21 protein-coding genes are annotated in these 26,215 nt (G+C 68.9%); 9 read left to right on the top strand and 12 right to left on the bottom strand.

Annotation, left to right across the window (positions count from 1 at the left end; translation table 11 throughout):
• Positions 1–183 precede the first annotated feature (183 nt).
• From HDA45_RS30295 to HDA45_RS30305, 3 genes are all read left to right on the top strand, one after another.
• Positions 184–2,538, top strand: a complete 2,355-nt coding sequence (locus HDA45_RS30295; RefSeq protein WP_184901050.1) for a hypothetical protein — start codon at positions 184–186, stop codon at positions 2,536–2,538.
• Positions 2,535–3,443 (top strand): sortase domain-containing protein, encoded by a 909-nt coding sequence (locus HDA45_RS30300; RefSeq protein ID WP_184901052.1) that lies wholly within the window; start codon positions 2,535–2,537, stop codon positions 3,441–3,443. Before HDA45_RS30295 ends, HDA45_RS30300 begins: the two co-directional genes overlap by 4 nt.
• Before the next feature lie 198 nt (positions 3,444–3,641).
• Positions 3,642–5,537 (top strand): S8 family serine peptidase, encoded by a 1,896-nt coding sequence (locus HDA45_RS30305; protein WP_184901054.1) that lies wholly within the window; start codon positions 3,642–3,644, stop codon positions 5,535–5,537.
• An 88-nt stretch (positions 5,538–5,625) separates the two neighbouring features.
• Here HDA45_RS30305 and HDA45_RS30310 read toward each other — a convergent pair whose 3' ends face one another.
• Both HDA45_RS30310 and HDA45_RS30315 read right to left on the bottom strand, forming a co-directional pair.
• The gene (locus HDA45_RS30310) at positions 5,626–6,717 is read right to left on the bottom strand and encodes a substrate-binding domain-containing protein (protein ID WP_184901056.1); all 1,092 of its coding nucleotides are present in this window, start codon (positions 6,715–6,717) and stop codon (positions 5,626–5,628) included.
• A 157-nt stretch (positions 6,718–6,874) separates the two neighbouring features.
• On the bottom strand, positions 6,875–7,300 hold the full coding sequence (locus tag HDA45_RS30315) for a YegP family protein (RefSeq protein ID WP_184901058.1): 426 nt from the start codon (positions 7,298–7,300) through the stop codon (positions 6,875–6,877).
• Between the two features lie 171 nt (positions 7,301–7,471).
• Between HDA45_RS30315 and HDA45_RS30320 the strand changes: the two genes are divergently transcribed.
• Positions 7,472–8,212: an SDR family oxidoreductase gene (locus HDA45_RS30320; protein WP_184901059.1), complete on the top strand. Its 741-nt coding sequence runs from the start codon at positions 7,472–7,474 to the stop codon at positions 8,210–8,212.
• On the opposite strand, the gene HDA45_RS30325 is transcribed toward HDA45_RS30320, so the two are convergent.
• Positions 8,209–9,243: an SDR family oxidoreductase gene (locus tag HDA45_RS30325; protein ID WP_184906203.1), complete on the bottom strand. Its 1,035-nt coding sequence runs from the start codon at positions 9,241–9,243 to the stop codon at positions 8,209–8,211. The two genes, HDA45_RS30320 and HDA45_RS30325, sit on opposite strands and share 4 nt — an antisense overlap.
• 71 nt (positions 9,244–9,314) lie before the next feature.
• Here HDA45_RS30325 and HDA45_RS30330 point away from each other — a divergent pair, with 71 nt between their 5' ends.
• A complete protein-coding gene (locus tag HDA45_RS30330) occupies positions 9,315–10,214 on the top strand; it encodes a LysR family transcriptional regulator (protein ID WP_184901061.1) in 900 nt (299 codons plus the stop codon).
• Here HDA45_RS30330 and HDA45_RS30335 read toward each other — a convergent pair.
• A complete protein-coding gene (locus HDA45_RS30335; protein ID WP_184901063.1) occupies positions 10,194–11,636 on the bottom strand; it encodes a peptide ABC transporter substrate-binding protein in 1,443 nt (480 codons plus the stop codon). The genes HDA45_RS30330 and HDA45_RS30335 overlap by 21 nt on opposite strands.
• Positions 11,637–11,736: 100 nt before the next feature.
• Between HDA45_RS30335 and HDA45_RS30340 the strand changes: the two genes are divergently transcribed.
• The 3 genes from HDA45_RS30340 to HDA45_RS30350 all read left to right on the top strand — a co-directional run bounded on the left by HDA45_RS30340 (position 11,737) and on the right by HDA45_RS30350 (position 14,478).
• Positions 11,737–13,074, top strand: a complete 1,338-nt coding sequence (locus HDA45_RS30340) for an LVIVD repeat-containing protein (protein ID WP_184901065.1) — start codon at positions 11,737–11,739, stop codon at positions 13,072–13,074.
• Positions 13,075–13,088: 14 nt separating this feature from the next.
• Positions 13,089–13,337, top strand: coding sequence for a hypothetical protein (locus HDA45_RS30345; RefSeq protein WP_184901067.1), 249 nt, complete (start codon positions 13,089–13,091; stop codon positions 13,335–13,337).
• Positions 13,338–13,404: 67 nt separating this feature from the next.
• Entirely contained in the window at positions 13,405–14,478 is a 1,074-nt protein-coding gene (locus HDA45_RS30350; protein ID WP_184901069.1) for a hypothetical protein, read from the top strand.
• Here the strand turns inward: HDA45_RS30350 and HDA45_RS30355 are convergent.
• The 7 genes from HDA45_RS30355 to HDA45_RS30385 form a co-directional block, all read right to left on the bottom strand.
• A complete protein-coding gene (locus tag HDA45_RS30355) occupies positions 14,444–15,889 on the bottom strand; it encodes a sensor histidine kinase (protein WP_343072191.1) in 1,446 nt (481 codons plus the stop codon). The two genes, HDA45_RS30350 and HDA45_RS30355, sit on opposite strands and share 35 nt — an antisense overlap.
• Positions 15,886–16,575: a response regulator transcription factor gene (locus tag HDA45_RS30360; protein ID WP_184901071.1), complete on the bottom strand. Its 690-nt coding sequence runs from the start codon at positions 16,573–16,575 to the stop codon at positions 15,886–15,888. The genes HDA45_RS30355 and HDA45_RS30360 overlap by 4 nt, the downstream gene beginning before the upstream one ends.
• Positions 16,576–16,682: 107 nt before the next feature.
• Positions 16,683–17,123 (bottom strand): DUF4232 domain-containing protein, encoded by a 441-nt coding sequence (locus HDA45_RS30365; RefSeq protein ID WP_343072192.1) that lies wholly within the window; start codon positions 17,121–17,123, stop codon positions 16,683–16,685.
• 351 nt (positions 17,124–17,474) lie between these two features.
• On the bottom strand, positions 17,475–19,253 hold the full coding sequence (locus HDA45_RS30370; protein ID WP_184901075.1) for a choline/carnitine O-acyltransferase: 1,779 nt from the start codon (positions 19,251–19,253) through the stop codon (positions 17,475–17,477).
• Entirely contained in the window at positions 19,250–20,098 is an 849-nt protein-coding gene (locus HDA45_RS30375) for a class I SAM-dependent methyltransferase (RefSeq protein ID WP_343072193.1), read from the bottom strand. Before HDA45_RS30375 ends, HDA45_RS30370 begins: the two co-directional genes overlap by 4 nt.
• Before the next feature lie 16 nt (positions 20,099–20,114).
• Positions 20,115–20,966, bottom strand: coding sequence for a HalD/BesD family halogenase (locus HDA45_RS30380; protein WP_184901077.1), 852 nt, complete (start codon positions 20,964–20,966; stop codon positions 20,115–20,117).
• Positions 20,967–21,115: 149 nt separating this feature from the next.
• Positions 21,116–23,671 (bottom strand): bifunctional FO biosynthesis protein CofGH, encoded by a 2,556-nt coding sequence (locus tag HDA45_RS30385; protein WP_246481446.1) that lies wholly within the window; start codon positions 23,669–23,671, stop codon positions 21,116–21,118.
• Between the two features lie 185 nt (positions 23,672–23,856).
• Between HDA45_RS30385 and HDA45_RS30390 the strand changes: the two genes are divergently transcribed.
• Positions 23,857–25,443 (top strand): IS1634 family transposase, encoded by a 1,587-nt coding sequence (locus tag HDA45_RS30390; protein ID WP_184901081.1) that lies wholly within the window; start codon positions 23,857–23,859, stop codon positions 25,441–25,443.
• Positions 25,444–25,449: 6 nt separating this feature from the next.
• On the opposite strand, the gene HDA45_RS30395 is transcribed toward HDA45_RS30390, so the two are convergent.
• On the bottom strand, positions 25,450–26,208 hold the full coding sequence (locus HDA45_RS30395) for an SDR family oxidoreductase (RefSeq protein WP_184901083.1): 759 nt from the start codon (positions 26,206–26,208) through the stop codon (positions 25,450–25,452).
• Positions 26,209–26,215: the final 7 nt, after the last annotated feature.

Genomic DNA, 26,215 nt, shown 5'->3' on the forward strand with positions numbered 1-26,215 from the left:
TGCGGCCCGATACCGCGAAAGGTGTCCATGCGGAGAACGCCCGACGGGGCGCGTGTGAATCTGTGCCGGGGCGGGTCCGGGGACGGTTGACCCCGAACGGGCGACTCGGGGACGTTGGTTTCGGCGAGGTTCTCCAACGAGTCCCGCTCTCCGCCGTATGCCCGCGCACCTTGGGAGTCGTCCGTGTTCTTCGTCCGTGCGAGACAAGTCGGGATCTTGCTGATCTGCGGGGTGCTGATGGTCACGGGAGTGTCCGTCCCCGCGGCACAGGCGCAAGCGCCGGCGAACCCGCCCTACACACTCAAAACCGAGCCCGCGGAGCTGACGGCGGCCCGCAACGGCGACCCGGTGCGGATCACGGTGTCGGGATTGGCGAGCGGTGCCCAGGCGTCCCTGAAAGTCTGCCCGAAGGTCCTCCCGGACAATCTGATCAAGGTGGCCGGTAAACCGCCGTGGGCGCGGGACAACACCGTCAGCGCGCGGGTCAAGGCCTATTGCGGGGAATTGAAGGACGAGTTCATCGCGAATCCGGCGCATATGGACAGCGCTACGGGACGCCGGAGCAGCAGAACCGGCGATATCGTCATCGACACCCAGATCCCCCTCGGTGCTTCCACCCCGAAACCGATTATCTGGGATCCGCAGTACACCACCTTCAACAAAAACGCCGAAGGTCAGGCGGACAAGCCTCCGGCGGTTTCCTGGGCGGACAATCCCGACGTCGTCGACCCGGCGACCGGCGCCAAGACCCGCAGGAAGTACTCCTTCCGCTGCGATGAGCGGAATCCCTGTTCGGTCGCGGTCACGATCACCGCGAAGAACGCGGACGGCGCTTTCGTGACCTGGATCGACAGTTCGATCGAATTCACCCCGACGCAGCAGGAGATCGGCGTCAAGGGGTGCAAGGGCGCCGGTCAGAACACGATCAGCGCCAGCATGCCCGAAAGGCTGGGGCGGGCCGCGGTCGCTTGGAACCAGGCTCTCTGCGCGCCCACCCAGGCCGAGCAGCCGGCGAACATCGTGAGCGAGACGGAGAACGCCGGACTGACCGCTTTCGACAAGGGCACCTCCGATCTCGTCATCACCGGCAGCGGGAGCACGCTCGCGAGCCAGACCGTGCGCGACCGGCAGTACATCCCGGTCGGGATCAACGCGGCGGTCGTGGCCGCGGTCGGGTGGTCGCCGACCGACAGCGACGACAACGGGAACTCGCTCAACGCGAAGTTCAACGGCACCCTGCGGTTCACCCACGACGAAGTGGCGAACATGCTCACCAAGGGCGGCCAGCAACCCGATCTGGACGGCCGGGGCGGCATCTTCAGGAACGGCTCCCCGCTGGTCGGCCGCAACCCCGGGCTCGCCGCGGTCACGAGGGAGAACGAGACGAACGCGGCCAGCGCCCGGGCCGGCGCCGAAAGCCTGGACTTCTTCGGGGTGACCGGGGAATCCGGACCGGGCACCGTGCCGCTCACCTTGAGCAAGGCCCTCGCCGTGGCCGCGCCGACGGCCTGGGTCTTCCCGAAGAAGGGGGAGAAGTACTTCGGCGAGCTGGACGGGAAATCACCGGGGGTGATCTCCGATCTGAACGTCCTCGATCCCGGCGCACTCTCCCTGCACAACGTCGACGCGAAAACCGGTCAGCTCGCCGTGCGCAAAACCGTGCAGAACGGTGTCGTCGGCACGGGATTCGTCTGCACCGGCGGCTGTATGAGCTGGGTGATCACCGATCTCGCGACGGCGAGGGCCTACGGCTGGGCGCCGGTCGCGCTCCCGGACGGCAAGGGGAACTTCGTCGCGCCGACCAAGGAAAGCCTGCAGCTGGCGGCCGATTCGATGACGGTCGGCGCGGACGGGACCGTGCAGCCCGGCACCGTGACCAAGGACGGCGCGTACCCGCTGACCTTCGTGGAGTACCTGGCGGCGCCGGTCAATCCGTTGATCGACGCCACCTGCAAACCGATGACCGCGAAGCAAGCGCAGCTCAAGGCAGTCGCCGACATGGCGGCCGGCTACGGGCAGGCACTGCTCCCGCCGGGGATGACCCCGTTGAGTCCCGGTCTGGCCGCCGCCGCACCCGTGCGGGCGGCGAAGATCGGTACCGGAACGGTCAAGGACGCCTGTCAGGAACGGGAAGAAGCGAAGAATCCGCCGCCCGCGGGCGGTAGCGGTGCCACGCCGGTCGCCAACTCCTCGTTGACCGGTCCCTCCGGCGGACCGGGTTCGACGGCCGGGACGTCGGGGACGGCCGCCGCCACCGGGCCCGCCCCCGCGGCCACCCCCACCCCGGAGAGTGTGCTGGCCGCCAAGAACCTCGCCGAGTCGATCGACATCCCGAAGTTCGCGGGGGCGGGGGTGCTGGGTGCCCTCATCCCGTTGGTGGCCCTGGTGATCCTCGCGACGCTCCCGTCCGCGACGGCGTACGTCGCCGCCGGGCGCCCGGTGCCGAGGTGGCTGGTCGTGGCGCTGGCCGAGATCGGCGCCGCGTTCGCCATGCTCTTCGGTCTCCTGCGGCGCAACTCGGCTGGTGGGGCGGCGTGAGCACCTACGTCGAAGACAGGCAGGCGGCGCCCGGACCGGAGACCCGGTTCCTGAGCTTCGGTCCGGGCTGGATCGGCGCCGTGCTCTTCGCCTGGCTGGTCACCACGCTGGTGGCGCTGGCGCTGGTCGTCTACGCGCTGGGACCGATGCTGCAGTCGAGCGACCAGCGGAAGGCACTGGGGGAGATCCGCGGCGAGATCGCGTTGGCGCTGGGTGCCAGCCAGAGTCTCTTCGGCGCCGCTCCGCCCACCAAACCGGTCGAGTTCGGCAAACCGGTCGCCGTACTGGAGATCCCCTCGCTGAAGCTGCAGCAGGTCGTCATCGAAGGCGCGTCGAGCGGGGAAACCGCTTCCGGGCCCGGCCATGTGCCGGGAACCGCCGGGCTGGGCCAGCCGGGCAATGCCGCGATCGCGGCACGCAACGCGGGTTACGGCGGTCCGTTCGGTTCGCTGGACGCCCTCGAATCCGGCGACGAGATCGTCGTCGCGACGACCCAGGGCAAGTCCGTCTACCGCGTGACCGCGAAGGCCACCCGCCCGCTCGACGAGGGGGCGGACTACGGCAAGACCGAGAACGACCGGCTGACCCTGGTGACGTCGGCGTCCTGGTGGCCGTTGGCCTCGGAGGAAGCGACCGTGGTGACGGCGGTGCTGGAGGGCAAGCCGTTCCGGCCGACCCCGCAGAACGGCAAGGCGGACGCGCAGGACGGCCGGACCGGGGACAGCGCCGCGTGGGCAGAGCTCGTGCTGGCTTTCGGCGGTTTCGTGGCGGCGGCTGCCGGGGCGACTTTCCTCTACCGCCGATGGCGACCCGTTTCCACCTACGTCATCACCGGGCCGGTCCTGCTCACCCTGGCGTCGCTGGCGGCTTTGGCGCTTTGGCGACTGTTTCCCGCCTGGGCTTAGCTCCGGGAAAGATTTCGGTCTTTTCGGACTCGAAATCCGTCTCACGTTTTGGATCTTCCCCCTTACCGACTTTGGTCGGTGGACTCCTCACTGAGAGCTCTTTAGATTCTCCCCATTACACCCGTTCAGGGGTAATCCATTCGGGCAGCCGAAGGGATTCCTGTAGCGGGCTGTGTCGTGAAAAACAGGGAGAGTTCGATGAGCAGATTCAACCGGGTAGCCACGTACTCGGTTCCGGTCGCGGTCGGCGCTTTGCTGCTGTCGACCGCGGTTTCCGGGGCGCAGGCCTCGGAAGAGGTGCGGACGCAGACCGGGATCTCCGCGCTGCAGAGCATCAAGAAGAGCCTCACTCCTGCCGAGCGCAAGCAGTCGAGCCAGCTCGTCGTCGAGAAGCGCCTGCGTGCCGACAAGGGTCTGGCCGGCAAGCTGCCCGAGTACCGGACAGGGCTGGGCGTCAGCGACGCCGGCACCGTCGCGGTGGACATCAAGGGCGCCGGACAGTCCCTGGTGGACGCGGTCAAGGCGGCGGGCGGAAACGTTCGCTACGCCTCGCCGACCGGCGCGATCCGCGCGGACCTCCCGCTGAACGCCGTCGACGCGATCGCCGGCCGCGGGGACGTCACCGAGGTCAGGGCCGCCTCCCAGGCGATGACCTGGAACGAGTCCGCGCCGCAGGAACGCCGCAAGGCCACGGCGACGCAGGCCGCCGCCGCGGTGCAGGTCGCCGAGGGCGACAAGGCGCACGGCAACGACACCGCCCGCACGAAGTACGGCGTCAACGGCGCGGGCCAGAAGGTCTGTGTCCTCTCGGACGGCATCAAGTCGCTCCAGGCGTCCCAGACCGCGGGCGAGCTGCCCGCCGTCGACGTTCTCCCCGGTCAGGCGGGCAGCGGTGACGAGGGCACCGCGATGCTCGAGATCATCCACGACATGGCTCCCGGCGCCGCGCTCGGTTTCGCGACCGCGTTCACCAGCGAGCAGAGCTTCGCCGACAACATCCGCGCGCTGCGCACCACCGGCAAGTGCACGATCATCGTCGACGACGTGTCCTATTTCGACGAGTCGCCGTTCCAGGACGGCCCGGTCGCGCAGGCCGTCAACGACGTGACCGCGGCGGGCGTGCTCTACTTCTCCTCCGCGGGCAACTCGGGCAACCTGACCGACGGCACCAGCGGCTACTACGAGGGTGACTTCCGCGGCTCCAGCAGCAAGATCCCCGGGGTCACCGGCACGCCGCACGACTTCGACCCGAGCGCCACGACCCAGCTGTACAACGCGCTTTCGCCGAACTCGGTCGGCCGCTACGTCACCCTGTTCTGGTCCGACCCGTGGGGCAAGGCCACCAGCGACTACGACCTGTTCGTCCTGAACTCGTCCGGTTCGGTCGTCGCCTCCAGCGAGGGCACGCAGAACGGCACCCAGAACCCGTACGAGATCGCCCAGGTCCCGGCCAGCGGCTCGGGCTTCAAGGTCGCCGCGGTCAAGTACAGCGGCTCCGACCGGTTCATCGCGCTCAACGTCATCCGCGGCCGCTTCGTCACCTCGGGATCGCTGAAAGCCTTCAGCACCAACGGTGTCACCTCCGGTCACTCGGCGGCAGCCAACGCCTTCAGCGTCGCGGCCGCCCCGGCAGCCGGTGCCTTCGGCCGCGCGCTCGAGACCGGTGACCCGGCGAACCCGGCCGGTCCGTTCCCCGGCCTGTTCACCGCGGCCAGCAAGTGGGAGCGGTTCACTTCGGACGGTCGCCGCAAGCAGTTCTACAACCCGGACGGTTCGGTCATCACGCCCGGCAACGTGTCCTCGACCGGTGGCGCGATCCGGAACAAGCCGGACATCACCGCCGCCGACGGCGTCGCGACCTCGGTGACCGGCTTCCAGCCGTTCTTCGGGACCTCGGCCGCCGCGCCGAGCGCCGCCGCCATCGCCGCGCTGCTGAAGCAGGGCAAGCCCGCCGCGACCCCGGCCGAGATCAGGAGCGCCCTGGTGTCGACCGCGATCGACCTCGGTGCCCCGGGCTTCGACCCGGTCACCGGCGCGGGCGTGATCATGACGGACCCGGCGCTCGCCGCACTGGGTGTCGCCCCCAAGAAGTAGAACCCCGCTCCGCGTGAAGGCCCCCTTCCCTCGGCTGGTCACTTGAAACCGTGGCCGAGGGAAGGGGGCCTTCACGCGCTAGGAGGGGTCAGGACTTGACGCAGGACAGGCCGTTCGGGCCCGAGATGGTCAGGAAGCCGAACCGCTTGATGGTGGTGGCGAGCTGGCCACCGCACAGCGGGCTGGCGGTCGCGGCCGTGTCACCGGCGGCGAAACCGACGGCGCGCTGGGCCTGGTCGTAGCTCGGGGTCCGGGTGTCGAGCACGTTGTAGACGCTGCGCGAACCGAGGAACGCCGTGGTGAAGGCCGGGGTGTAGTTGCCGGCGGAACCGGAGACCGGGGAACCGTTGAAGCCGGCGCCGGTCAGCGGGTTGACGGTGAAGCCCGCACGCTTGTCGGCGACGACCGTGTTGCCCTGCGCGATCCACTGCGCGATGGAGAACGGCGCGATCGCCCGGGCGCGGTCGGCGGCCGCGATGGAGTTGCCGTCGTGCTCCTGGAACCGCTTGATGGTGACCGGCTTGGTGGTGGGGTCGAAGCCGAGGACGGTGGTGGTGAAGAAGCTCAGCGTGCCGGAGCCGGTCTGGGGCAGGTAGACGACGATGGCGGCGTTGGCGCCCCCGACCTGGTTCCAGTTGGTGATGGAGCCGTCGTAGATGCCGCGCAGCTGCGCGAGCGACAGGGTCAGGCCCGCGCCCGAGCCGGTCGCCGAAGAGGACCAGGTGACACCGTCGGTCGCGAAGGCGTAGTACTCGAACGACGCGGGGTCGGACGAGCCGCGGGGCGACGACGAACGCGCGATGTCGATCTTGCCGTCGGCCGCGTCGCCCGAAGCCTTGAGCGCGGCCTTGCCCTGGGACGAGCCGTTCGGCGGCAGGGTGGTCGTGGTGTTGTAGACGACCTCGTCGGCGTACAGGTCACCCGGAACCGTGAAGGTCGCGCCCGGGGCGAGCAGCGGCGGGATGTTGACGTGGTTGTCGGGATCGCTGTTCCAGGCGGCGCCGTTGGCGTTGGCCAGGATCGCGCCGGTGATGTCGACGGTGGTGTCCGAGCCCGCCGCGGCAAGGACGTCTTCGAGGCCGTTGGCCGGGGCGACCGCCGAGGCGGTGCCGGTCAGGGTGAGGCAGGCACAAGCGGCGATGGCGGTGGCGCCGAGAAACCGAGTGGTACGAGCACGCATCTTGTTTGCACTCTTTCTCTAGTCCCCAAGTCGTCACGGGATTCCGTGACTTGCCATCAATCCTCGCTCCGCAACACTGTCCGGCTGCGGTGCTTCGCGTTCCCGCCCGACGTCATGGTGGTTAATCTCCGGGGAACGCACTTTCCGTGATCAGCCGTCACGGAGAACGATTCTGTGAATGCCCGCCGGAATCACGGCGGTATTTCCGGCGCCAATCGGCTATGGTCTCGATCCCTTCCCCGATGGCCGCTTCGGTGGTGGCCGACCGGAACCGGTCGAGTCCGCGTTGCGCCTCGATACGGCGTCCGTAGGCATGGCTGGCGATCGCGACGATCCGGTCGCCGGTGTGCAGGCGCCATCGCCAGCGACCCCCGCTGAGATGACTGAAATCGCTGGTCAGCTCGGCTATGTGCGCGTTGAGCCAGGTGATCGCGACGAGGCATTCCTCAGCTCGCGGATAGTCGTCGGGGGCCGAGCCCAGCGACACGTTGTTGCCGCCGAGCAGTCGCCATCGGATGGTCTCGTCGCCGGTCTGGACCAGCTGGAATCGCGGATTCGAACGGTGTGAATTCCCCCTGGGCACATCCGGTGAATCGCCTCGATGTGGTGAAGGGGTTACCGGTTTTCATGAAGGCGCGACGGCCGCCGGGTGAACGTTTTCCCCGAGCGCCGCCGCGCTAGTCTGAACGGACGCGGGTAATCGGAAAACAATCACCGAGCCGGATCGGTCCGGCACGGTCTGCGAGGAGGATCGATGGGCAACGGCAAGACCGCGGTCGTCACCGGGGCGGGCTCCGGGCTCGGCAGGGAGATCTCCCGGGCGTTACTCGGCGCGGGTTACCGGGTCGCGCTCGCGGGCCGCCGCGCGGACGCGCTGGCCGAGACCGCGGGCGGGGACGCGAAAGCGCTTCCCGTGCCCACCGACGTCGCCGACCCCGATTCCGTCGCCGCGTTGTTCGAGACGGTGCGCGCGGAGTGGGGGCGGCTGGACCTCCTGGTGAACAACGCGGGCGTGTCGGTGGGCGGCACGGTCGACGAACTGTCCTTCGCGGACTGGAAACGCGCCGTCGACACCAACCTGACCGGGATGTTCCTGTGCGCGCAGCAGGCCGTGCGGCTGATGAAGGCGCAGGACCCGCGCGGCGGCCGGATCGTCAACAACGGCTCGATCTCCGCACACGCGCCGCGTCCCGCGTCCGTGGCCTACACCGCGACGAAACACGCTGTCACCGGGCTGACGAAGTCGATCTCCCTCGACGGCCGGGCCTGGAACGTCGCTTGTGGACAGATCGACATCGGCAACGCCGCCACCGAGATGACGCTGCGGATGGCCGACGGCATCCCGCAGGCCGACGGCGGCGTCAAGGCCGAGCCGACCTTCGACTCCCGGCACGTCGCGGACGCCGTGCTGTACATGGCCGGACTGCCCTTGGACGCGAACGTCCAGTTCCTGACCATCACGGCGACCACGATGCCCTACATCGGGCGGGGCTAAGGGATCACCTTGGCCTTCTTGAACTCGTCGAACAGCCGGAAGAACATCGCCGAGGTCTCGGCGTACTCGTGGAAGCCGGCCCGCCGCGCCTTGGAGCCGTCCGCGAACATGTCGTAGTCCCAGCTGAACACGAAGTCGGCGAAGCCCCAAGACGACGAGACGGCGCTGTACGGCACCTCGAGGCCGTACTTCGCGGCGATGGAATCCCACAGCTCTTCCTTGTCCGCCATGACCACGTCGAGGGACATCGGCAGCGGCGGCGCCACCTCCAGCTCGAAGTACGCGGCGATCTTCGGCCAGAGTTCGCTCCACCGGAACAGGTCGCCGTTCGCGATGTTGTACGCCTCGTTCGTCGAGCCGGTGGCCCAGGTGGTGGCCTTCGCCAGCAGTCCGGCGTCGGTCATCTCCAGGAGGCTGTTGTACGCGCCGGGTTTGCCGGGGAAACGCAGCGGCAGGCCGAGTTCCTTCGAGATCGACGCGTAGACGGCGATGGCCAGCGCGAGGTTCATCGGGTTGCCCAGCGCGGTTCCGCCGACCACCGACGGCCGGATCGCCGACCAGGTCCAGGATTTCCCCGCCTGACGGCGTTCCAGGAACTGCTGCTGGTCGACGTTGAACTCGGGCGGCATGTGGCCGGCGTCGTCTTCGCGCGCCGGGGTCTTGAACGGGCCGAGGTGGGCGCCGTAGACCTTGTAGCCCTGCATGAGGCTGATGTGGCTCAAGCCGGGCGAGGCGGGCTCGATCGCGTCGACGAGGTTGGTCAGCATCGCCAGGTTCGGCGGGACCAGTTCGGCCCAGGTCGGCTTGTCGACATAAGCCGCGTAGAAGACATGCGTGACGTCGGCCAGGCCGCCGAGCTTCGCGCGGGTGTCGTCCGCGTCGAGCAGGTCGACGGCGATCTGACCCGGGCCGCCGCGCCGTGACAGGCCGATGACCCGCCAGCCGGGCTGGGTCTCGAGATGAGCGATCAGGTTCTTGCCGATGACCCCGTTGGCCCCGGCGACCAGGGCGACCTTGCGTTCTTCGTTCATGTCACCGAGCTTGGCCCGGCGGTCGAGATAAGTCCAAGGCATAGATCTCACCGCTCCGATAAGCTGAGTTCATGACCAGCCTGCGGCAGCTCGAGTACCTGGTGACCGTCGTCGACACCGGCTCCTTCACCCGCGCCGCGGAGTTGCTGCACGTGACGCAGCCCGCGCTGTCGCACCAGATGCGCGCGCTGGAGAAGGGCGTCGGCGGCCCGCTGCTCGAACGCCTGCCGCGCAGCGTCCGCCTCACGCCGATGGGCCGCGCCATGCTGCCGCACGCCCGCGCCACCCTCGCCGACGCGGAACGCGCCCGGTGCGCCGCCCGGCAGGCGTCCGGGCTGGAAGCCGGGGAACTGCAGATCGCCACGGTCTACTCGGTCGGCCTCGGTGTCCTGCCCGCGGCGCTGCGCGTGTGGCGCAGGGAACGGCCGGACGTCGACGTCCGGCTGGTGGAGTTCCGGCACGCGGACGAACTCCGGGACGCCATGGCGGCGGGGGAGGCCGACGTCGCGGTCGGCCCGGTCCCGCCGGGCTGGGACGGGCCGGTGCGCGAAATCGGCACCGAGGAGTTCGTCGTCGTCCTGCCGATCGACGGGCCCCGCGAGGACGACGGCACCGGCGTCGTCGACCTGGCGACCCTCGCCGACTGCGCGTGGGTGCATTACGCGCCGGGCAACGGCCTCGCCGATCTCGTCGACCAGGCTTGCGCCGCGGTGGGATTCCAGCCGCGGGCCGCCGTCCGGACCGAACAGAGCGCGGCGGCCCCGGTGCTCGCCGCGGCAGGCCTCGGTCCCGCGCTGGTCCCGGCCAACGTGCTGCCCGAGGGCTTCCACGGCCGGGTCCTGCGGCCCGAACCGGCGATCCGGCGTACGCTCGCCGCCTACTGCCGGAGCACGCCCGACCCGCTGACCTCGGCCTTCATCGACGTCGTCGCGGGGGAGTGCACGCTCGGGTCACCGCACGGAAACCGCTGACAGGTCCACGCTCCCGAACGACGTCGCCTTCACGTCGCCGACCCGGTCCGCCCAGACGGCGTGCCCGTGCCCGGACCACAGCGGCGCGACCGGGAGATCCCGCAGCAACTGGTTCTCCACCAGGCGATAGACCTCGCCGCTGTCGGCGGCTTCGGTCTCCTCGGCCGATTTCAGCAGGTCGGCGAACCCGTCACTGGAGTAACCGGTGAACTCGACGATCTTGGCCAGCACCTCCTGCGGGCTGGGCGTCGCGAGATCCACGTCGATCGCGAACGGTCCCTCGCCGGGCTCCGGGGAGAGCGGGACACCGGCGGCCTTGGTGACTTGTTCGGCCAGCGGTCCCTGCCAGCGCGTCTGGGACTGTCCGAAGTGGACAGGAGTGGTGGGGAACTCCGCCTGGCTCAACAGGGACTTCCCCGCCTCCGCGTCGAACGTGCACGGACGGCAGGTGCTGCTGCGCTCGCCGGGCGCGACGGCGGGCGGCAGCAGCGACTTCGCCGGGTCCGCCTGCTTGCCGAGGACGCCGGCCTCCAGCGCGGCACGGTCGATCCCGAGCGCGAAGCCGTGCCGGACGGTCGCGTCGGAGAAGTGCGGAGCGGTCAACGGGAAACCGAGGTAGGAAACGTTCGGGAGCGCCCACATCACGTGCCGCTGCGCGAAATCCGTGTGCATGGCCTCGTGACGATCGCCCGGGACTGCGGTGGAGAGATCGAGCTTCCCGGCCTTGACCTCGTCGTACTGCGCCGCCGCGTCCCCGGTCTTCAGCTCGATCACGCGCGCCTTGCCCGCCGCGTCCGCCACGCGGACGAGTTTGCCGCCTGATGGCAGCCAGTCCCCGTCCAAGCGGAACGGTCCGTTGCCGATGGGCCGTCGGGCGAACCCCGCCCAATCACGCGAAGCCAGCACGGACGCGGGCAGCGGGACCAGGGCGGGAGAGGAGAGCAAGGCGGGGATCTGCCCGGACGGCCGGTCGAGGACGAGCCGGATCGTCAGCGGATCCGGCGCGGTGATCTCCTTGGCCCGCACGAGATCCTTCAGCACCCGCGAAGCCGCCCAGCTTTCCCGGGCCACGACTTTCCAGGTGTCCACATAGGACTGCGCGGTGACCGGGGTGCCGTCGTGGAACTTCCCGCCGTCCTTAAGCTTGGCCGTCCAGGTGATCCGGTCGGTGCTGACGATCGACTCGGCCGCGCGCGGTGTCGCCTTCCCCGTCGCGGGGTCGTAGTCCGCCAGCGGTGTCCACAGCGCGCTCGTGACGAGCCTGCCCGCCTGATCGCGGACGTCCGCGGGATTGGTCGAGACCGGCGCGGACAGCCCCACGCGAAGAACGTCCGGTGCGGGCGGTTCGCCGGATTCCGTGCAGCCCGCGGCGATCAGGGCGGCGGCGAGGAGCGGGACCAGAAGACGCAAGCGCATGGTCATGTCATAGCAGTTCCGCACCGACCATCGGCGGTTGTGCGGGCAAAGTGGTGATCATAGGGTGTGGGGACCAGCCTGGGAGGTTTCTGTGCGAGGAAACTGGTTGCTACGTTCATGCTTGGCGATCACCACGGTCACCGTGACCCTGATCGCCACCGGCCTGCCCGCCGCCGCCTGCGGTGAAGAGGACAAGCCGGCGAGTGAGAAGGTTCGGGTCTCGGGGGCACCCGGCGCGGTGAAGAACGTCAAGGCCGTCGGCAACGTGCCCGACGCTCAGGGCGCCATCGCCATGGGTTTCCTGCAGTACGGCCACCGCGACGTCATGGCCGTTTCCGGCGAGTTCGGCCTGAAGGTCTACGACCTCACGAAGAACCCCACGGCGCCGAAGCTGATCGGCGAGGTCAGCCTTCCCGGACTGTGGGAAACCGAAGACACCGAGGTCGACGTCAAACGCAAGCTCGTGTTCCTCGCGCGGGATCCGCGGGCCTACGGCGGGACCACGCAGACCGGCGAGTCCGGTATCTACATCATCGACCTGAAGAACCCGGACAAACCGGCCATCCTGAGCTACACCAAGGTGCCCGCCGGTCACACGACGAGCTGCGTCGACGACTGCCGGTACCTCTGGACCGGTGGCCCGGCGAAGGCCGCGAACCAGCCCGCCGACTGGGGCGGCCGCCCGATCTGGGTGACCGACATCCGCGATCCGCGCAACCCCAAGACGTTCCCGAACCCGATCGAACTCGCGCGCAACGACGGCAAGACCGACTACGTGCACGACGTCCAGGTCGACGACGAGGGTGTGGCGTGGGTGTCCGGGCGCGGCGGCGTCCGTGGCTACTGGACCAGCGGCTACCACCGCGATCCCGTACTGGGCAAGGTCCGTCGCGCGACGGCGTTCGAACCGGTGCCCTACGCGGGCGGCGGGATCGAGGAGACGGCGGCGCCGTCGAAGTTCATGCACAACAGCTTCCATCCGTCCGGACACCGCTCGGCCGACGGTGCCGAGTCGAACCGCTGGCGTGGGCGGGATCTCATCTACGCCACCGAGGAGAGCTTCCTCGACGGCTGTGCCGGTGACGGCGTGCTGACGATCTCGTCGCTGCAGAACTCCTACAACGGCGAGGGCTGGCGCTCGACGCCGGAGAAGCCGTTCCGCCTCAAGTCCGTCGGCACCTGGAGCGTCGCCGGGCAGGAAGGCAGCGACCCGGCGACGGGCGACTGCTCCGCGCACTACTTCGACGTCCGCGGCAAGGTCCTCGTGCAATCGTTCTACACGCAGGGCACGCGGTTCCTCGACGTCAGCGATCCGACCGACCCGAAGCAGATCGCCTACTTCCGCCCGGCGGACGCCAGCGCGTGGGCGCCCTACTGGCACAAGGGTTACGTCTACGTCGCCGACAACACTCGCGGAATCGACATCCTGAAGCTCACCGCCTGAGCGAAGATGTCCCCATGCGCTCCATGGGGAAGACGCTGGGGAGCACGGCCGCGGTCGTCCTGATCGCGGCCTGTGACCCGGCACCGCCGGAAGACGCGGCCGTCCACACCGATCCGGCGCCGGTCGTCCGGACGTTCCCGGAGATCGTCGAGGCGTCCGGCGCGCAGTGGCGTTCCTGCGAGCTGCCCATGAACGGCAAGGCGCGGACCGCGTTCGTCGCCGACGGGGCCGACCAGGCGTTCCTCACCTCGACAATCATGTAACAAAGCCATGACGGAACTGTCGCGCGATTATCACGGGATTCGCATGATCCGTTCCTAGCTTGGCGTCATGGCCACCTTGCTCGAACGGGCGCTCGCTCCCGTTCTCGAGAAAACCCCGCGGCGGAGCATCACGGCGCTGTTCGCGATCGCCGCCGGTGTCGCCGCGTACACCGGGCTCCGGCTGCCGGGGACCTGGGCGGCGACCCTGCAAACGGTTTCCCTCACCGACGGTTTCCACCGGCGTTTCCTCGTCGGCACGCTCCTGAAGCCGTTCGGGCAGCACTACCTGGTCTTCGCGGTCGCGAGCTTCCTCGTCCTCGGCGCGCTGCTGACGGCGGTGGCGATCGCGTTCTTCCGCAGCCGTACCGAAAGCCGGCGGCTGCTGATCGTCGCCTGGCTCCTGCTGCCGACCGGCGGCTATCTGTTCCACGAAGTCGGCTACTTCGACCAGATGCTGTACCTGCTGCTGTTCGGCGCGTTGTGGGCGTTGCACCGGAACCGGCCGGTGCTCGCGAGCGCGATGATGGCGCTTTCGGTGACGGTGCACGAAATCGCACTGCTCACCGTGTTGCCGGTGTTCGGTTTCGTCCTGCTGCGGCGGTTCCCGTTCCGGCGCGCTTGCGCGTTGCTGGCCCCGGGCGCGGGGCTCGGCCTGCTGATCCTCGCGCTGCCGCCCGTCGCTCCCGGCGCCGTCGCCAAGCTCGGGCGAGAACTGTCCACAGTGGACTTCGCCTACCGTGTCGACGCGCTGAACCTCTTCGGGCGCACGCAGGCCGAGAGCTGGCGGATGTACTCGATCACCCACGTGCTGTTGTATCTGGTGCCGATCGCGATCGTGGTGGTCGGCGGATTCCTGGTCCTGCACCGGCCTTCGCTCACGGCCGCGGCGCCCGTCGCCGCCATCGCGGCACCGGTGCTGCTCGCGTTCGGCGGCTGGGACGACGCCCGCTGGGGTTTCCTGCTGGTGACCGACTTCGTGGTCGTGCTGTGGCTCTGGCTCGGCCGCCGCGAACTGAAGCTCCCGCAGATGGCCGTCCTGACCGCGCTGTTCCTGATCCTCACGCACGTCCCGATGCCGTACTTCGACGGCTACGAGCCGCGTGGGCTCACGTTGGTGACACCCGTGGAAGACGCACGGTGAAAACCGCGCCCCGGTCGTTGCGGACGGCCAGCGAGCCGCCGTGGATCAGCACGTTCTCCCGGGCGATCGCCAGCCCGAGCCCGCTGCCTTCGGTCGCCCGCCGCGCGTGATCACCCCGCACGAACCGGTCGAACAGGATCGGGAGCAGTTCCCCGGGAACCCCCGGCCCGGAATCGGCGACCCGGATCGTCACGGCGTCGGCGGCGCCCTCCAGGGTCACGGTGATCGGGGTCCGGCCGTGCCGGACGGCGTTGACCAGGAGGTTGCTCACGACGGTGTGGACGCGGCGAGGGTCGGCGACGACGGTCGTGTCCCCGATGCTCGTCACCTCGACGGCGGCCCCCGGCACGCTGACCTCGATCGCGTCCTCGACCAGCTCGGGCAACTCGACCGGTTCCGGCCGGAAGTCCGCGGAGCCCGCGTCGAACCGGGAGATCTCCATCAGATCCTCGACGAGCCTCGCCAGCCGCCGGGTCTGCGTGCCGAGCAGTTCGGTCGCGCGGGTCCGGGTCTCGGGGGTGGCGCTGTCGAGGGTGTCGACCGTGGCGACCATCGAGGCGAGCGGGGTCCGCAGGTCGTGGGCGACGTCGGCGACGAACCGCTGCTGCTGGCGGTCCTTGGCGCGCAGGTCCTCGATCGCCACGCCGACCCGATCGGCCATCGTGTTGAAAGACTTGGCCAGCTCGGCGAGTTCGTCACGGCCCTTCACCGGGACACGGACGTCGAAGGCGCCGTCGCCCAGATCGCGGGCGGCGGACGCGACCCGGCGCACCGGCCGCTGGATGTTCCATGCGGTGAACAGGGCCGCGACGACACCGAGCGCGGCCACGCCGAGAGCGATGTACACCAGCTTCTTCCGCTGTTCGGCCAGATCGATGTCGAGCGGGGTGAGGTCGAAGAACTGCACCAGCCAGTAGTCGACGAAGTTGCCGCTGACCACGAGAAGCCGCCTGCCGGTCTGCGGGTCGACGGTGATCGCCGTCAGCAGGTCCATCGTCTTGCCCGTACGGACCAGCACCCGGTCCTTGACCGACGCCACGAGCCCCAGCCGGTCGGCGACGCGCACCGGCACGGGCTGTGCCCGGTACCAGAGATCGGTCGAAGCGAAGGTCACGAGGTCGGGTTGGCCATCGGGCCACTTGGCGAACAGCGCCCACTCCCCGGTCTTGCCGGTCATCATGGTGGCGAACCCTTCCAGGGTGGATCTGTTGTCCATGATCGCTTCGAGGCCCCGCCAGGACTGCTCGAACATGGCGCCGAACGACGTCTCGGCGGTGTAGACGAAACTGTCGACGGCGTCGTCTTCCCGCACTTTCGACGCGGTGAAGGCCATCACCGCGGTCGCCGTCGTCGTCACCAGGACGACCGCCGCGGTCACCTTCGTCCGAAGCCCGAACGACGGCCGCCTCACTGGCCCACCAGCCGGTAGCCGAGCCCGCGCACCGTCTTCAGCACGACGGGATTCGCGGGATCGTCCTCGATCTTCGCCCGCAGCCGCGCGACCGCCGCGTCGACGATCCGGGAGTCGCCGACGTAGCCGTAGTCCCAGACCCGTTTCAGCAGCGTCTGCCTGCTCAGCACCTGGTTCGGATGCTCCGCGAACTCGACGAGCAGCCGGATCTCGGTCGCGGTGAGCGCGAGTTCGACGCCGTCGCGGGTCACGCTCATCGCGCCCGCGTCGATCTCCAGCCGCCCCACCAGCAGCATCCCTGGCGACGGCCCCGGAGCGGTGACCGCCCGACGGCCGATCGCCTTGATCCGCGCGTCGATCACCCGCGGTTCGGCGGGTTTGACCACGTAGTCGTCGGCACCGCATTCCAGCCCGGCGACGATGTCGATCGGATCGCCGCGGGCCGTTAGCAGGACCAGCGGCAGCCTGCTGCGGGCGCGGATCCGGCGGCAGACCTCGAAGCCGTCCATCCCGGGCAACATGACGTCGAGCAGGATGAAGTCGAGGTCCAGCCGGTCGGTGAACAGCGCGTCCAGCGCCCGCTCCCCGGTCGGCGCGACGACGACGTCGTGCCCGAGGGCCTTCAGCGCGAGTGTGAGCGCTTCAGCCAGGGCCTCGTCGTCTTCGACGAGCAGGATGCGCGGCATGGAGGTCCCCCAAGATCGAGTTCGTCACCGATCGTAAGCGGGCCTTGCCGCGGTTCAGGAGACTTCGTGCCGAACCGTGGCGATGCCGTGCGGTCTCGTCACAAAGATCAGTTCTTGATCTTCGGGTTCCAGGCCGTGAGCGTCAGCTTGCCGGTCGTGCCGAGATCGGTGTCGACCGTGATCCGCTGCTCCGGGTCGCCCTTCGCCGCCGCGACGGTCACATAGGCGCCCGCTTCCGGCGAACCCACGGTGACGGTGTTCGACCACGAGACCACCGACAGCAGCGTCCCGCCGGGCTGGACCGTCTGCGGCGCGGCGCCGGGATCGATCGCCATATACGAAGTCCCGTGCTCGACCTCGACCGTCATCGGGCGTTTTTCCTTGTCCAGCAAGCGGACTTCGGGATAGCCGGTGAGTGTGCGCGCTGTCGTGCCGCAGTTGGTCAAGGTCAGGACGATCGCCCGGTGACCCAAAGCGGCGTCGACCGGCCCCGACTTCACCGTGACACCGGTGCCGAGACAGCCCGCCGGTTCGACTTCGCCCGGCACGGGAGTGTGGACCGTCGGCGGGACAGGCATTGGTGGTGGCGGGGTACTGCACCCAGCCGCCACCAACGCCGTCGCCAACACCGTTGAGATCGCTTTCCCCAGCACCCGCGGATCCTATCGACCCGCACGGGCGGCGGTTTCATGTGATCAGACGGCGAACTCGCGTGATCAGAGACGGAACTCGCGTGATCAGAGACGGAACTCGCGTGATCAGACGCCGTACATCCGAGTGCGGCAGCCAATCACGCGAGTTACGGGTCTGATCACGCGAGTCACGCCTTCGAGCCCGACGAACGGGCCGGTCACAGTGGGCCCGGACACTCACGACCACCTGGACCGACCCGTTCGAGTTCAGGCCAGCAACTCCTGCAGTTCTTCGACGGCGGTGGCGAGTTCCGTCGCGAACAGTTCCATCTCGTGTGCCACGTGCTTCGGTGTGCACAGGTAGATGTTGAGGCTGTCCGGCAGCAGCACGTACGCGATGCCGATGCACTGCGGGCTGGTCGACCCGAAGCCGAAGTACTGGATGTTCACCGACGGCGCCGAGCTGGTGCTCAGGTAGTCGTCGCGCATCTTCAGCCAGCCAGGCGACGAGTACAGCGCCGGGGATCCCTCGACACCGCGCCGCTTTTGGATCAGTTGCAGCTCCCAGAGGTGCTGCTCCGGCGCCTCGCCCGCCTGGCACTCCTTCGCCCGCGTGACGTGCTTCGCCGCCGCCGCGCGGAAGGCCGACTGCCGCGTCTGCCGGTCCGCGTTCTGGTCGTCCATCGTCTTGACGAACCAGTGCACCTCGGGCGTCACCACCCGCATCGCTTCGGTGCGCCCGTTCCGGTACTGCCGTGTCGCGATCGATTCGTACGTCGCGCCGGTGATCCCCTTCGCGCGTTTGTGCGCGAGCTGGTACGCCATCTGCGCGAAGCCGTCGGGGGACATCCCCAGCTCCTTCGCCCGCTTCGCGCCGAAGTTGGTGAAGGACACCGTCTTCGTAGCTGTCGCGCCGGCGTACTCGGCGAAGGACGCCGCAGCGGCGCGCGCGTCTTCGCGAAGCGCGTCACCCAGGACGAACTCGATGACCTCGGACGCCGGGACACCGTCGGCGGGCGCCCGCTCCAGCCGCGTTCCGCTCAGGAGCGCGTCGGTGAACCCGAGGATCGTGGTCCCGTCCAGTTCGCAGTGCTCGACGTTGATCCCCGCCGTGCCGTCCTCGAACACGATCAGCGAGACGGCCTTGTCGAACCAGCGGTTGCCGCTGTCGCCGTGCAGCAGCTTGTCGCACGCTTCCTGCGTGTCCGCCGGGGTGAAGTCCTCCAAGCACAGGCAGAACAGCGCCGTCTCGATGTCGTCGAGCGCGGCCGCGTTCCCGGCGGCGAGCAACGCCTCGCGCGTCGCCGCCCACTCCGCCCTGGCCTTGGTGGTGAAATGCCCGGCGGCGGTCTCCGGATCCTCGACGAAGTTCCCCGACTTGACGATCACCTGCAACCCCGCGACCAGCTGTTCGGGGGAGTACGGGCGGCCGTCGGGCGCGATGACGTCCATCCGGAACGGGGTGTCGCGGTGGAAGACCACGATGTGCCGCGCCCTCGACGGCCCTTCCCAGTCCTCGCGGTACGGCGTGCGCGCGGTGTCCTGCACGGCGCCGGGGATCCGCGTCGCCGAGAACAGGTATTTGTGCTGCACCATCGACTGCGGCTGCCCGCGCAGCACGATCGGCGGCACCAGTTCCTCGTCGAGCTTCAGCTTGTAGTCCACCGCCGACGCGGCCAGTTCGGCCGCCCGCTCCAGCTGTCCCAAGGGGGATTCGGTGAACAGGAAGAAGAAGTTCGCGTTGAGCGCGATCCGGTCTCGGCGGCCGAGGTAGCGGTACGGCCAGAAGGTGTCGAGCCAGCTGCGGACGTCTTCACGGCTGTCGAACGCCTCGAGCGCGCTCTGCAGTTCGTGCGCGGGGCTCCCTTCCGCGAGGAACTCGGCGACGGCGCCTTCGGTTTCCGCGAGCTCGCCGGGGGTGAGCAGCGGCGAGCACCACTCGAGGAACCGGCGACAGGTGTCCTCCAGGCTGGGGACGGGAACCCGCGGCAGGACGTCCTCGTTGCCGAACGTGCGGGTGGACAGTTCCGGACTGCTCACGATCATCCTTGATCTCGAAGGGGAAGGGCGTTCAGTGCGGAGGCGAGCCCGCCCGCCGCGCCGTTCGGGCGGGAGACGAACAGCCGCGCGTACAGCCTGCCGTCGTCTTCCAGCCCACGCGGGTCGACGCCCGCGACGGACAGGTTGTCCAGGATCTGCGTCCGTTCCTCTTCCGACGCGAATTTCCGCTGCCGGAAGACGCCGTCGACCCCGGTCGTCTCGTAATCCAGCCGGCCGAGGCTCGTGGCGACCGGATCGTAGGAGAACATCCGGAGGACGAAATGCGCCATCCAGGGCCGGTTTTCCCGCGCTATCCGGACGAGGGTCTTCTCGGTGACGTAGCCGACGCAGCCGGTCGAGATGACGATGTCGACGTCGGCCAGCAGCGCGCGTTGCTCCTCGGTCGGTTCCTCGTTCTCCAGATCCGCGTGGATCGCCTCGTCGATGAAACCCGCGGCGAGCGCGTAGTCCAGAGCGGGCGCGGAGGTGTCGAGTCCGATGAAACGGACCCCGTCCCCGACGGCGAGCCTCTCGACCAGCCGCCGGTCGTGCGCGATCAGATCGTCCCTGCTCAGCGACTCGACGCCCGCGTAGTGGTCGTACAGTTCCTCCATCGAGGTGTCACACCGGTACAGCGCCGCGTTGACGCCGTAGGAACAGCCGAGGTCGAGCACCGTCGGCACCTTCACGTCCTGCTCGGCGCGGTACTCGTCGATCAGTTTCGCGAAGTAGGCCTTGGCCTGCTGGGGGATGCCGTAGTCCAGCCTGCGCAAGGTGCCGAAGAAGGCACGCGGATCGGGCTCGGTGTAGATGTGATCGAAAGAGATCTTGCCGGTCGAATCCAAAGGCACGGGCCAAGCTCCTGACTTAGTCGAGCAGCTGATCGCCCCGGACGGTCGCCGAAGCGACGTGTTCCGGCAGTACCCGGCCGAACAGCTGTCTCGTCCGTTCCGGACTGCCGATGACCCCAGGACGCTCGCTGTACGCGAAGATCGCGGAATGGCGGGCGACTGACCCTTGAACACTACTCACGCGGTGAAGCGCGAAGCGTCCGCGAAAGAGTTGAAGATCGCCAGGACGCAGAGTGAGCCGCCGGATCAGGTGATCCCCTTCGCCCGCCAGAACGGCACGGACGTCGTCGAAGTTCTCCGCCGCTTCGGAGCGGATGTTCGGGCAGTATTCGAAGACCCCGCCGTCGGTGGCCTCCTGCGTGAGCATGCTGACGGTGTAGGAGTTGGTGTCGAAATGCCACGGATGCGAGCGGCCCGGTTCGATCACGTTGAGCACCAGTCCGGACAGCGGATCGGCGAGTTCGTGGAGCTCGGGGAGCTCGAAGCAGTCCGCGACGAACCGCTGGAACTCACGGCTCGAGTACAGCTGCTGGATGACCGCGGTCGCCGGGATCTGGTCGCGCGCCACGAAGGCGTTGCCGCGTTCCATGATCGTGCGGCCGGGATGGTCTTCCGGCAGCGGAGTGTCGATGGCGGTGTTGTAGGCGTTGACGCGTTCGACCTTCGCGTACGCCTCGGGAGCGATCTCCGCGCCTTCGCGGCGAAGGACGTCGCGCAACTCCGGGCGGATGAAGTCGGCCAAGACGCTGCACCCCGTTTCCCGCAGTTCGGCGCGGGTGCGGGCGACGATTTCGCGCCAGGCCGGGCTTCCCGGTTCGGAGAGCGGATAGCGGGCGGTGTCGGCCACCTGGACTGCGCTCGCGGTCATCGACGTCCTCTCGGCTGCCCGGAAGTGATTCTCGGGTTTAGCACAGAAGACACCCGCAGCCCCCGCGCCTTGTGAGCGGTGACACACGCAAAGTGATGGCCCCCTTCCCCACGGTGTACGCGAGTCAGGGGGCCATCACGGGGTTTTCGTCAGGTGGTGACAAGCGGCAGTGACGGCCGCCGGACCGCGGTCGCGACACCGTCCGACGCCTCGGCCGCCGCGATCCGCTCGGGCGTCGGCGTGCCGTACTCGGTGGTCCGCTGCCGCAGCGGACGGCCCAGCGGTTCGACCATCGCGCGCATGTCGCTGATCGTCTTGTACGACCCGTTGGCCGCACCCGCCATCCGGCTGATCGTCTCCTCCATCAGCGTCCCGCCGATGTCGTTGACCCCGCCCCGCAGCACCGCGCGACTGCCCTCTTCACCGAGTTTCACCCAGGAACTCTGGATGTTGTCGATCATCCCGTGCAGCAGCAGCCGGGACAGCGCGTGCACCGCGCGGTTCTCGCGCAGCGTCGTCCCCGCCCTGGCGAGCCCGGCGAGGTAGATCGGCGAGCTCTGGTGGATGAACGGCAGCAGCACGAACTCGCTGAACCCGCGCCGCCCGTTGCGCTCCAGGCCTTCACGCTGCAGTTTCGCCAGCAGCTTCAGGTGCCCGACCCAGTGCGCGGGGGTGTCGACGTGGCCGTACATCATCGTCGACGTCGTCGTGATGCCGAGTTTGTGCGCGGTGGTGACGACGTTGATCCACTCCGACGTCGGCAGCTTGCCCTTCGTCAGCACCCAGCGGACGTCGTCGTCGAGGATCTCCGCGGCCGTCCCCGGCAGCGAGTCGACGCCGGACGCCTTCGCCTGTGCCAGCCAATCCTCGATCGAGAGGTTCGTCCGCGAAGCGCCGTTGACGACCTCCATCGGGCTGTAGGAGTGCAGGTGGATGCCCGGCTGACGCCGTTTCACCTCGGCCGCGAGGTCGAAGTACGCGGTGCCCGGCAGATCCGGGTGGATGCCGCCCTGCATGCAGATCTCGGTCGCTCCGGCGGCCCAAGCCTCGTCGACCCGGTCGCCGACCTGCTCCAGCGAAAGCGTGTACGCGTCGGCGTCGGTGCGCCGCTGGGCGAACGCGCAGAAGCGGCAGCCGGTGTAGCAGACGTTGGTGAAGTTGATGTTCCGCGTGACCACGAAGGTGACGTCGTCGCCGTTCACCTCGCGACGCAGGTCGTCGGCGATCTTGGTGAACGCGTCGAGCTCCGGGCCGTCGGCGTGCAGCAGCGCGAGAGCCTCGTCGTCCGAAAGCCCGGCGGGGTTCTTTTCCGCGCTGCGCAAGGCATCCCGGATGTCGGTGTCGAACCGCTGCGGCGCGGTCTTGATGTTGCCCTTGATCTCGTCCCAGTCGCCGTAGACCGAGTCGAAGTCGCTGCGGCGGTCTTCCGTTCGCCCGACGGTGTCGACCTCGACGTGCAGATCGGTCCGCCCAGCCTCCTTCCAGCCGCCGTCGGGCTCCTGCCACGGGATGCCCACCGGGATGGCTTCTTCGATCGCGAGCCCGGTCTCGGTGTCGGTCAGCGGCGCGAGATGCGCGTTCATCCGCGGGTCCAGCCACGGCTCGCCGGTCTTGACGTACTCCGGATAGATCGGGAGCCGCTCGCGCACGGTGAACCCGAGCGCCTCGGTGCGGCGCTTGAGTTCGTCGATCTGCGGCCACGCGCGTTCCGGGTTCACGTGATCGGGGGTCAGCGGGGAGACGCCGCCCCAGTCGTCGATGCCGGCGTTCAGCATCAGTTCGTACTGCTGGCCGATGAGGTTCGGCGGTGCCTGGATGCGCATCGTCGGCCCGAGCACGAGCCGCGCGACGGCGATGGTCGCGGCGAGTTCCTCAAGATCGGCGTCCGGGGTCGCGCGCATCTTCGTGTCCGGCTTCGCGCGGAAGTTCTGCACGATGACTTCCTGGATGCCGCCGTAGGTCTTCGCGACCTTGCGGATGGCGAACAACGCGTCGGCGCGTTCCTCGAAGTTCTCGCCGATGCCGATCAAAATGCCCGTCGTGAACGGCACCGAGCTGCGACCGGCGTCCTCCAGGACACGCAGGCGGACGTCGGGATCCTTGTCGGGCGAGCCGTAGTGAGGGCCGCCCTTCTCGGTGTAGAGCCGCTTCGCGGTCGTCTCCAGCATCATGCCCATCGACGCCGAAACCGGCTTGAGGCGCTGGAAGTCCTGCCAGGTCAGCACGCCCGGATTGAGGTGAGGCAGTACGCCGGTCTCTTCGAGGACCCGGATCGCCATCGCGCGGACGTAGGACAGCGTGTCGTCGTAGCCGTGCGCGTCGAGCCAGTCCTTCGCCGCCGTCCAGCGGTCCTCCGGACGGTCGCCGAGGGTGAACAGCGCCTCCTTGACCCCCATCGCGGCACCCTTGCGCGCGATGTCGAGTACCTCGTCGGGGGAGAGGAACGGCGCTTCGACGCGGCCGGGAACGGTCGCGAAAGTGCAGTAGCCACAGCGATCCCGGCACAACCGGGTCAGCGGGATGAACACCGAACGGCTGTAGGTGACCACGCCCGGGCGGCCCGCCGCGACGAGCCCGGCGTCACGGACGCGGGAGGCGTGCTCGGACAGCGTCTTGAGATCGTCGCCGCGAGCCTGGAGCAGGATCGAGGCCTCGGTGAGGTCGAGGGTCTTCCCATCGCGCGCCCTGGCGAGCGCGCGGCGCATCGCCGAGGTGGTGGGGGCGGTCGCGTCAGCGGGGGATGCCATTCCCGCACGCTATGGCCGGACTCGCTCCAGCTGCCAGTGCGCATCCCGCCACTGTGTCACCCACGTGGGTATCGTCACTGTTTCCGCTGGTCAAAGGCATATCTTGGTTGCCGATCACCTGCCTGGAGTGTATTACCTAAAGTGTGGCTTCGGTGATCGGCAAGAAGGTCGGCGGGCGGACGTACTACTACCTCGTCACCTCCGCCCGGGTCGACGGTGAGCCCCGTGTGGTGTCCCAGCGCTACCTCGGCACCGCCGAGGAGATCGGGCGCGCGATGGACGGCGACGTCTCCGCGCCCGGCGAAGCGCGGCACCGGACCTTCGGCGACGTCGCGGCCGTGTGGGCCACTTTGCGGCGGCTCGAGTTCGTCCGCCGGGTCGACGAAGCCGTCGGAGCCCAGCGCGCCGAGACCACCTTGGGCTCACATCTCGCGCTCGCGGTCCTGCACCGGGCGACAGCGCCGGACACGGACCTGGCCTCCTGGTGGGAGGACGGCGTCGCGCGCGAGTTCCTGAAGGCCGACCTGGCGAATCACTGGCGAGCGCTGCAACGCCTCACCCCGGAACGGATCACGCGGATCGAAACCGCCGTCGCCGACGCGGTGCTCTCGGTGCTGGGGACGGGAGACGCCGCGCTCGCCGTCGACGTGCCGCAGTTCGCCACCTTCACCACGGCCGATCCCTGCCACTGCGAACTCGCCGGACTCGGCCTGGTGGTCACCAAGGACGGCGCGATCCCGCTGGCGTCGCACGTGTACCCGAGGGCGGGGGCGCCGCCGTTCGCGGCGCTCGCCGAGGAACTCCGCTCGCTGTATCCCGTCACACTGGTGTTCACGGCGGGCCAAGCGGCTCAACTGGACCTCGGACGGCATTTCGTCGGCGCGCTCCCGCTCTCGGAACATCCGGAGCTGCTGGCGAAACCGGCGTCCGCGCGCAAGCCCGTCGATCCGGAGCGCTTCGCCGGGTTGACCGCGCTCGACACCAGGGCCGTGGTCGCGGGCGTACGGCGGCGCGTGATCCTGACCCATTCGGACACCCTGCACAACGCGCAGGGCCGCGCGTTCGGCGAGGAACTGGGCACGGCGGCCCGCGAGCTCGCCGGCCTCGACGCCGCACTGGCCTCGGGCACCTATAGAGGTGACCGAGGGCAGGTGAACGCCGAAATCGCGCGCATCACGCGCGGCCGCCGTGTCGAAAGGGTGCTCTCACCCGCGCTGACCGGCACCAGGCCGGGGGAGATCCGGCTGACCTGGAAGGTCGACGACGCCGCCGTGTCGCGGCTGCACGACGAGTTCTTCGGCAAGCAGGTACTGGTCACCGACCACGACTGGCCGGTGTCCGAGGTCGTCACCGCCTACCGCGCCCGGACGCACCTCGACTCGACGTTCCGCTGGCTGACCGGTCCCGCCGTCGCCGGGCCCGCCCCGCGCTGGGACTGGACCCCGCACCGGATCGCCGTCCACACACTGGTCACGGTGCTCGCGTCGACGGTCACGCACCTCATGCGGCGCGAGGCCGACCGGGCCGGGATGAACTTGTCGGTCCGCGAACTGATGGACAGCCTCGCGGGGATAGGGGAGACGGTGCTGCGCTACCCCTCCACCGGCGGACGCCCGCGGACGCGGCGCCTGCTGACCGAGCGGAGCCCGGAACAGCAGGCGCTCTTCGACCTCTTCGCGCTCACCCAGACCCCGCCCCACCACCACCCTCAGCGGACAGGCTCTGCCTGACTGGTTCTACTCCGATCGATGGATCTGCAGCGCGGAGAAGCTCTGCACCACCGGCATCAACTCGATGACGTTGATGTTCACGTGCTCCGGCTGCGAAGCCGCCCAGAAGACGGACTCGGCCACGTCGGCGGCCGTCAGCGGCGTCGTGCCCTTGTAGACGTTGTCGGCCTTGCCCTGGTCGCCCTCGAACCGGACGACCGAGAACTCCGTGCCGCCGACCATGCCGGGCTCGACGTTGGTCACCCGGACGCCGGTGCCGTGCAGGTCGGCCCGCAGGTTCAGGCTGAACTGGTGCACGAACGCCTTGGTCGCGCCATAGGCGTTGCCGCCGGGGTACGGATAGGTACCCGCGATCGACCCGATGTTGATCACGTGCCCGCGGCCGCGCTCGACCATGCCGGGCAGCAACGCACGGGTGAGATGCGCGAGCCCCTTGATGTTCGTGTCGATCATCTGGTCCCAGTCGTCGAGCTTCGCCCGATGGGCGGGCTCGAGCCCCTTCGCGAGGCCGGCGTTGTTGACCAGCAGATCGACCTCGGCGAACTCCTTGGGCAGGGACTCCGGCAGCGCGGCCACCGCGTCGGCGTCACGGACGTCCAGCTCGATCGGCAGGACGTTCTCGCCGAGCTCGTCGGCCAGCTTGTCGAGCCGGTCCTTGCTGCGCGCGGCCGCGACGACCTTGGCGCCGTCGGCGGCGAACCGGCGGACGATCTCGACGCCGAACCCGGCGCTGGCGCCGGTCACGAAAACGGTCTTCCCGGACATGGAGACG

Origin of the sequence: Amycolatopsis umgeniensis, from assembly GCF_014205155.1 — a bacterium.
GTDB classification, from domain to species: domain Bacteria; phylum Actinomycetota; class Actinomycetes; order Mycobacteriales; family Pseudonocardiaceae; genus Amycolatopsis; species Amycolatopsis umgeniensis.

Excerpts from the sequence above, each read along its gene's own strand:
- HDA45_RS30330 (WP_184901061.1), top strand. The coding sequence starts at position 9,315 with ATGACCAGCCTGCGGCAGCTCGAGTACCTGGTGACCGTCGTCGACACC.
- HDA45_RS30380 (WP_184901077.1), bottom strand. The coding sequence starts at position 20,966 with ATGACCGCGAGCGCAGTCCAGGTGGCCGACACCGCCCGCTATCCGCTC.
- HDA45_RS30345 (WP_184901067.1), top strand. The coding sequence starts at position 13,089 with ATGCGCTCCATGGGGAAGACGCTGGGGAGCACGGCCGCGGTCGTCCTG.
- HDA45_RS30360 (WP_184901071.1), bottom strand. The coding sequence starts at position 16,575 with ATGCCGCGCATCCTGCTCGTCGAAGACGACGAGGCCCTGGCTGAAGCG.
- HDA45_RS30305 (WP_184901054.1), top strand. The coding sequence starts at position 3,642 with ATGAGCAGATTCAACCGGGTAGCCACGTACTCGGTTCCGGTCGCGGTC.
- HDA45_RS30335 (WP_184901063.1), bottom strand. The coding sequence starts at position 11,636 with ATGACCATGCGCTTGCGTCTTCTGGTCCCGCTCCTCGCCGCCGCCCTG.
- HDA45_RS30325 (WP_184906203.1), bottom strand. The coding sequence starts at position 9,243 with ATGAACGAAGAACGCAAGGTCGCCCTGGTCGCCGGGGCCAACGGGGTC.
- HDA45_RS30370 (WP_184901075.1), bottom strand. The coding sequence starts at position 19,253 with ATGATCGTGAGCAGTCCGGAACTGTCCACCCGCACGTTCGGCAACGAG.
- HDA45_RS30395 (WP_184901083.1), bottom strand. The coding sequence starts at position 26,208 with ATGTCCGGGAAGACCGTTTTCGTGACCGGCGCCAGCGCCGGGTTCGGC.
- HDA45_RS30350 (WP_184901069.1), top strand. The coding sequence starts at position 13,405 with ATGGCCACCTTGCTCGAACGGGCGCTCGCTCCCGTTCTCGAGAAAACC.
- HDA45_RS30310 (WP_184901056.1), bottom strand. The coding sequence starts at position 6,717 with ATGCGTGCTCGTACCACTCGGTTTCTCGGCGCCACCGCCATCGCCGCT.
- HDA45_RS30320 (WP_184901059.1), top strand. The coding sequence starts at position 7,472 with ATGGGCAACGGCAAGACCGCGGTCGTCACCGGGGCGGGCTCCGGGCTC.
- HDA45_RS30385 (WP_246481446.1), bottom strand. The coding sequence starts at position 23,671 with ATGCGCCGCGCGCTCGCCAGGGCGCGCGATGGGAAGACCCTCGACCTC.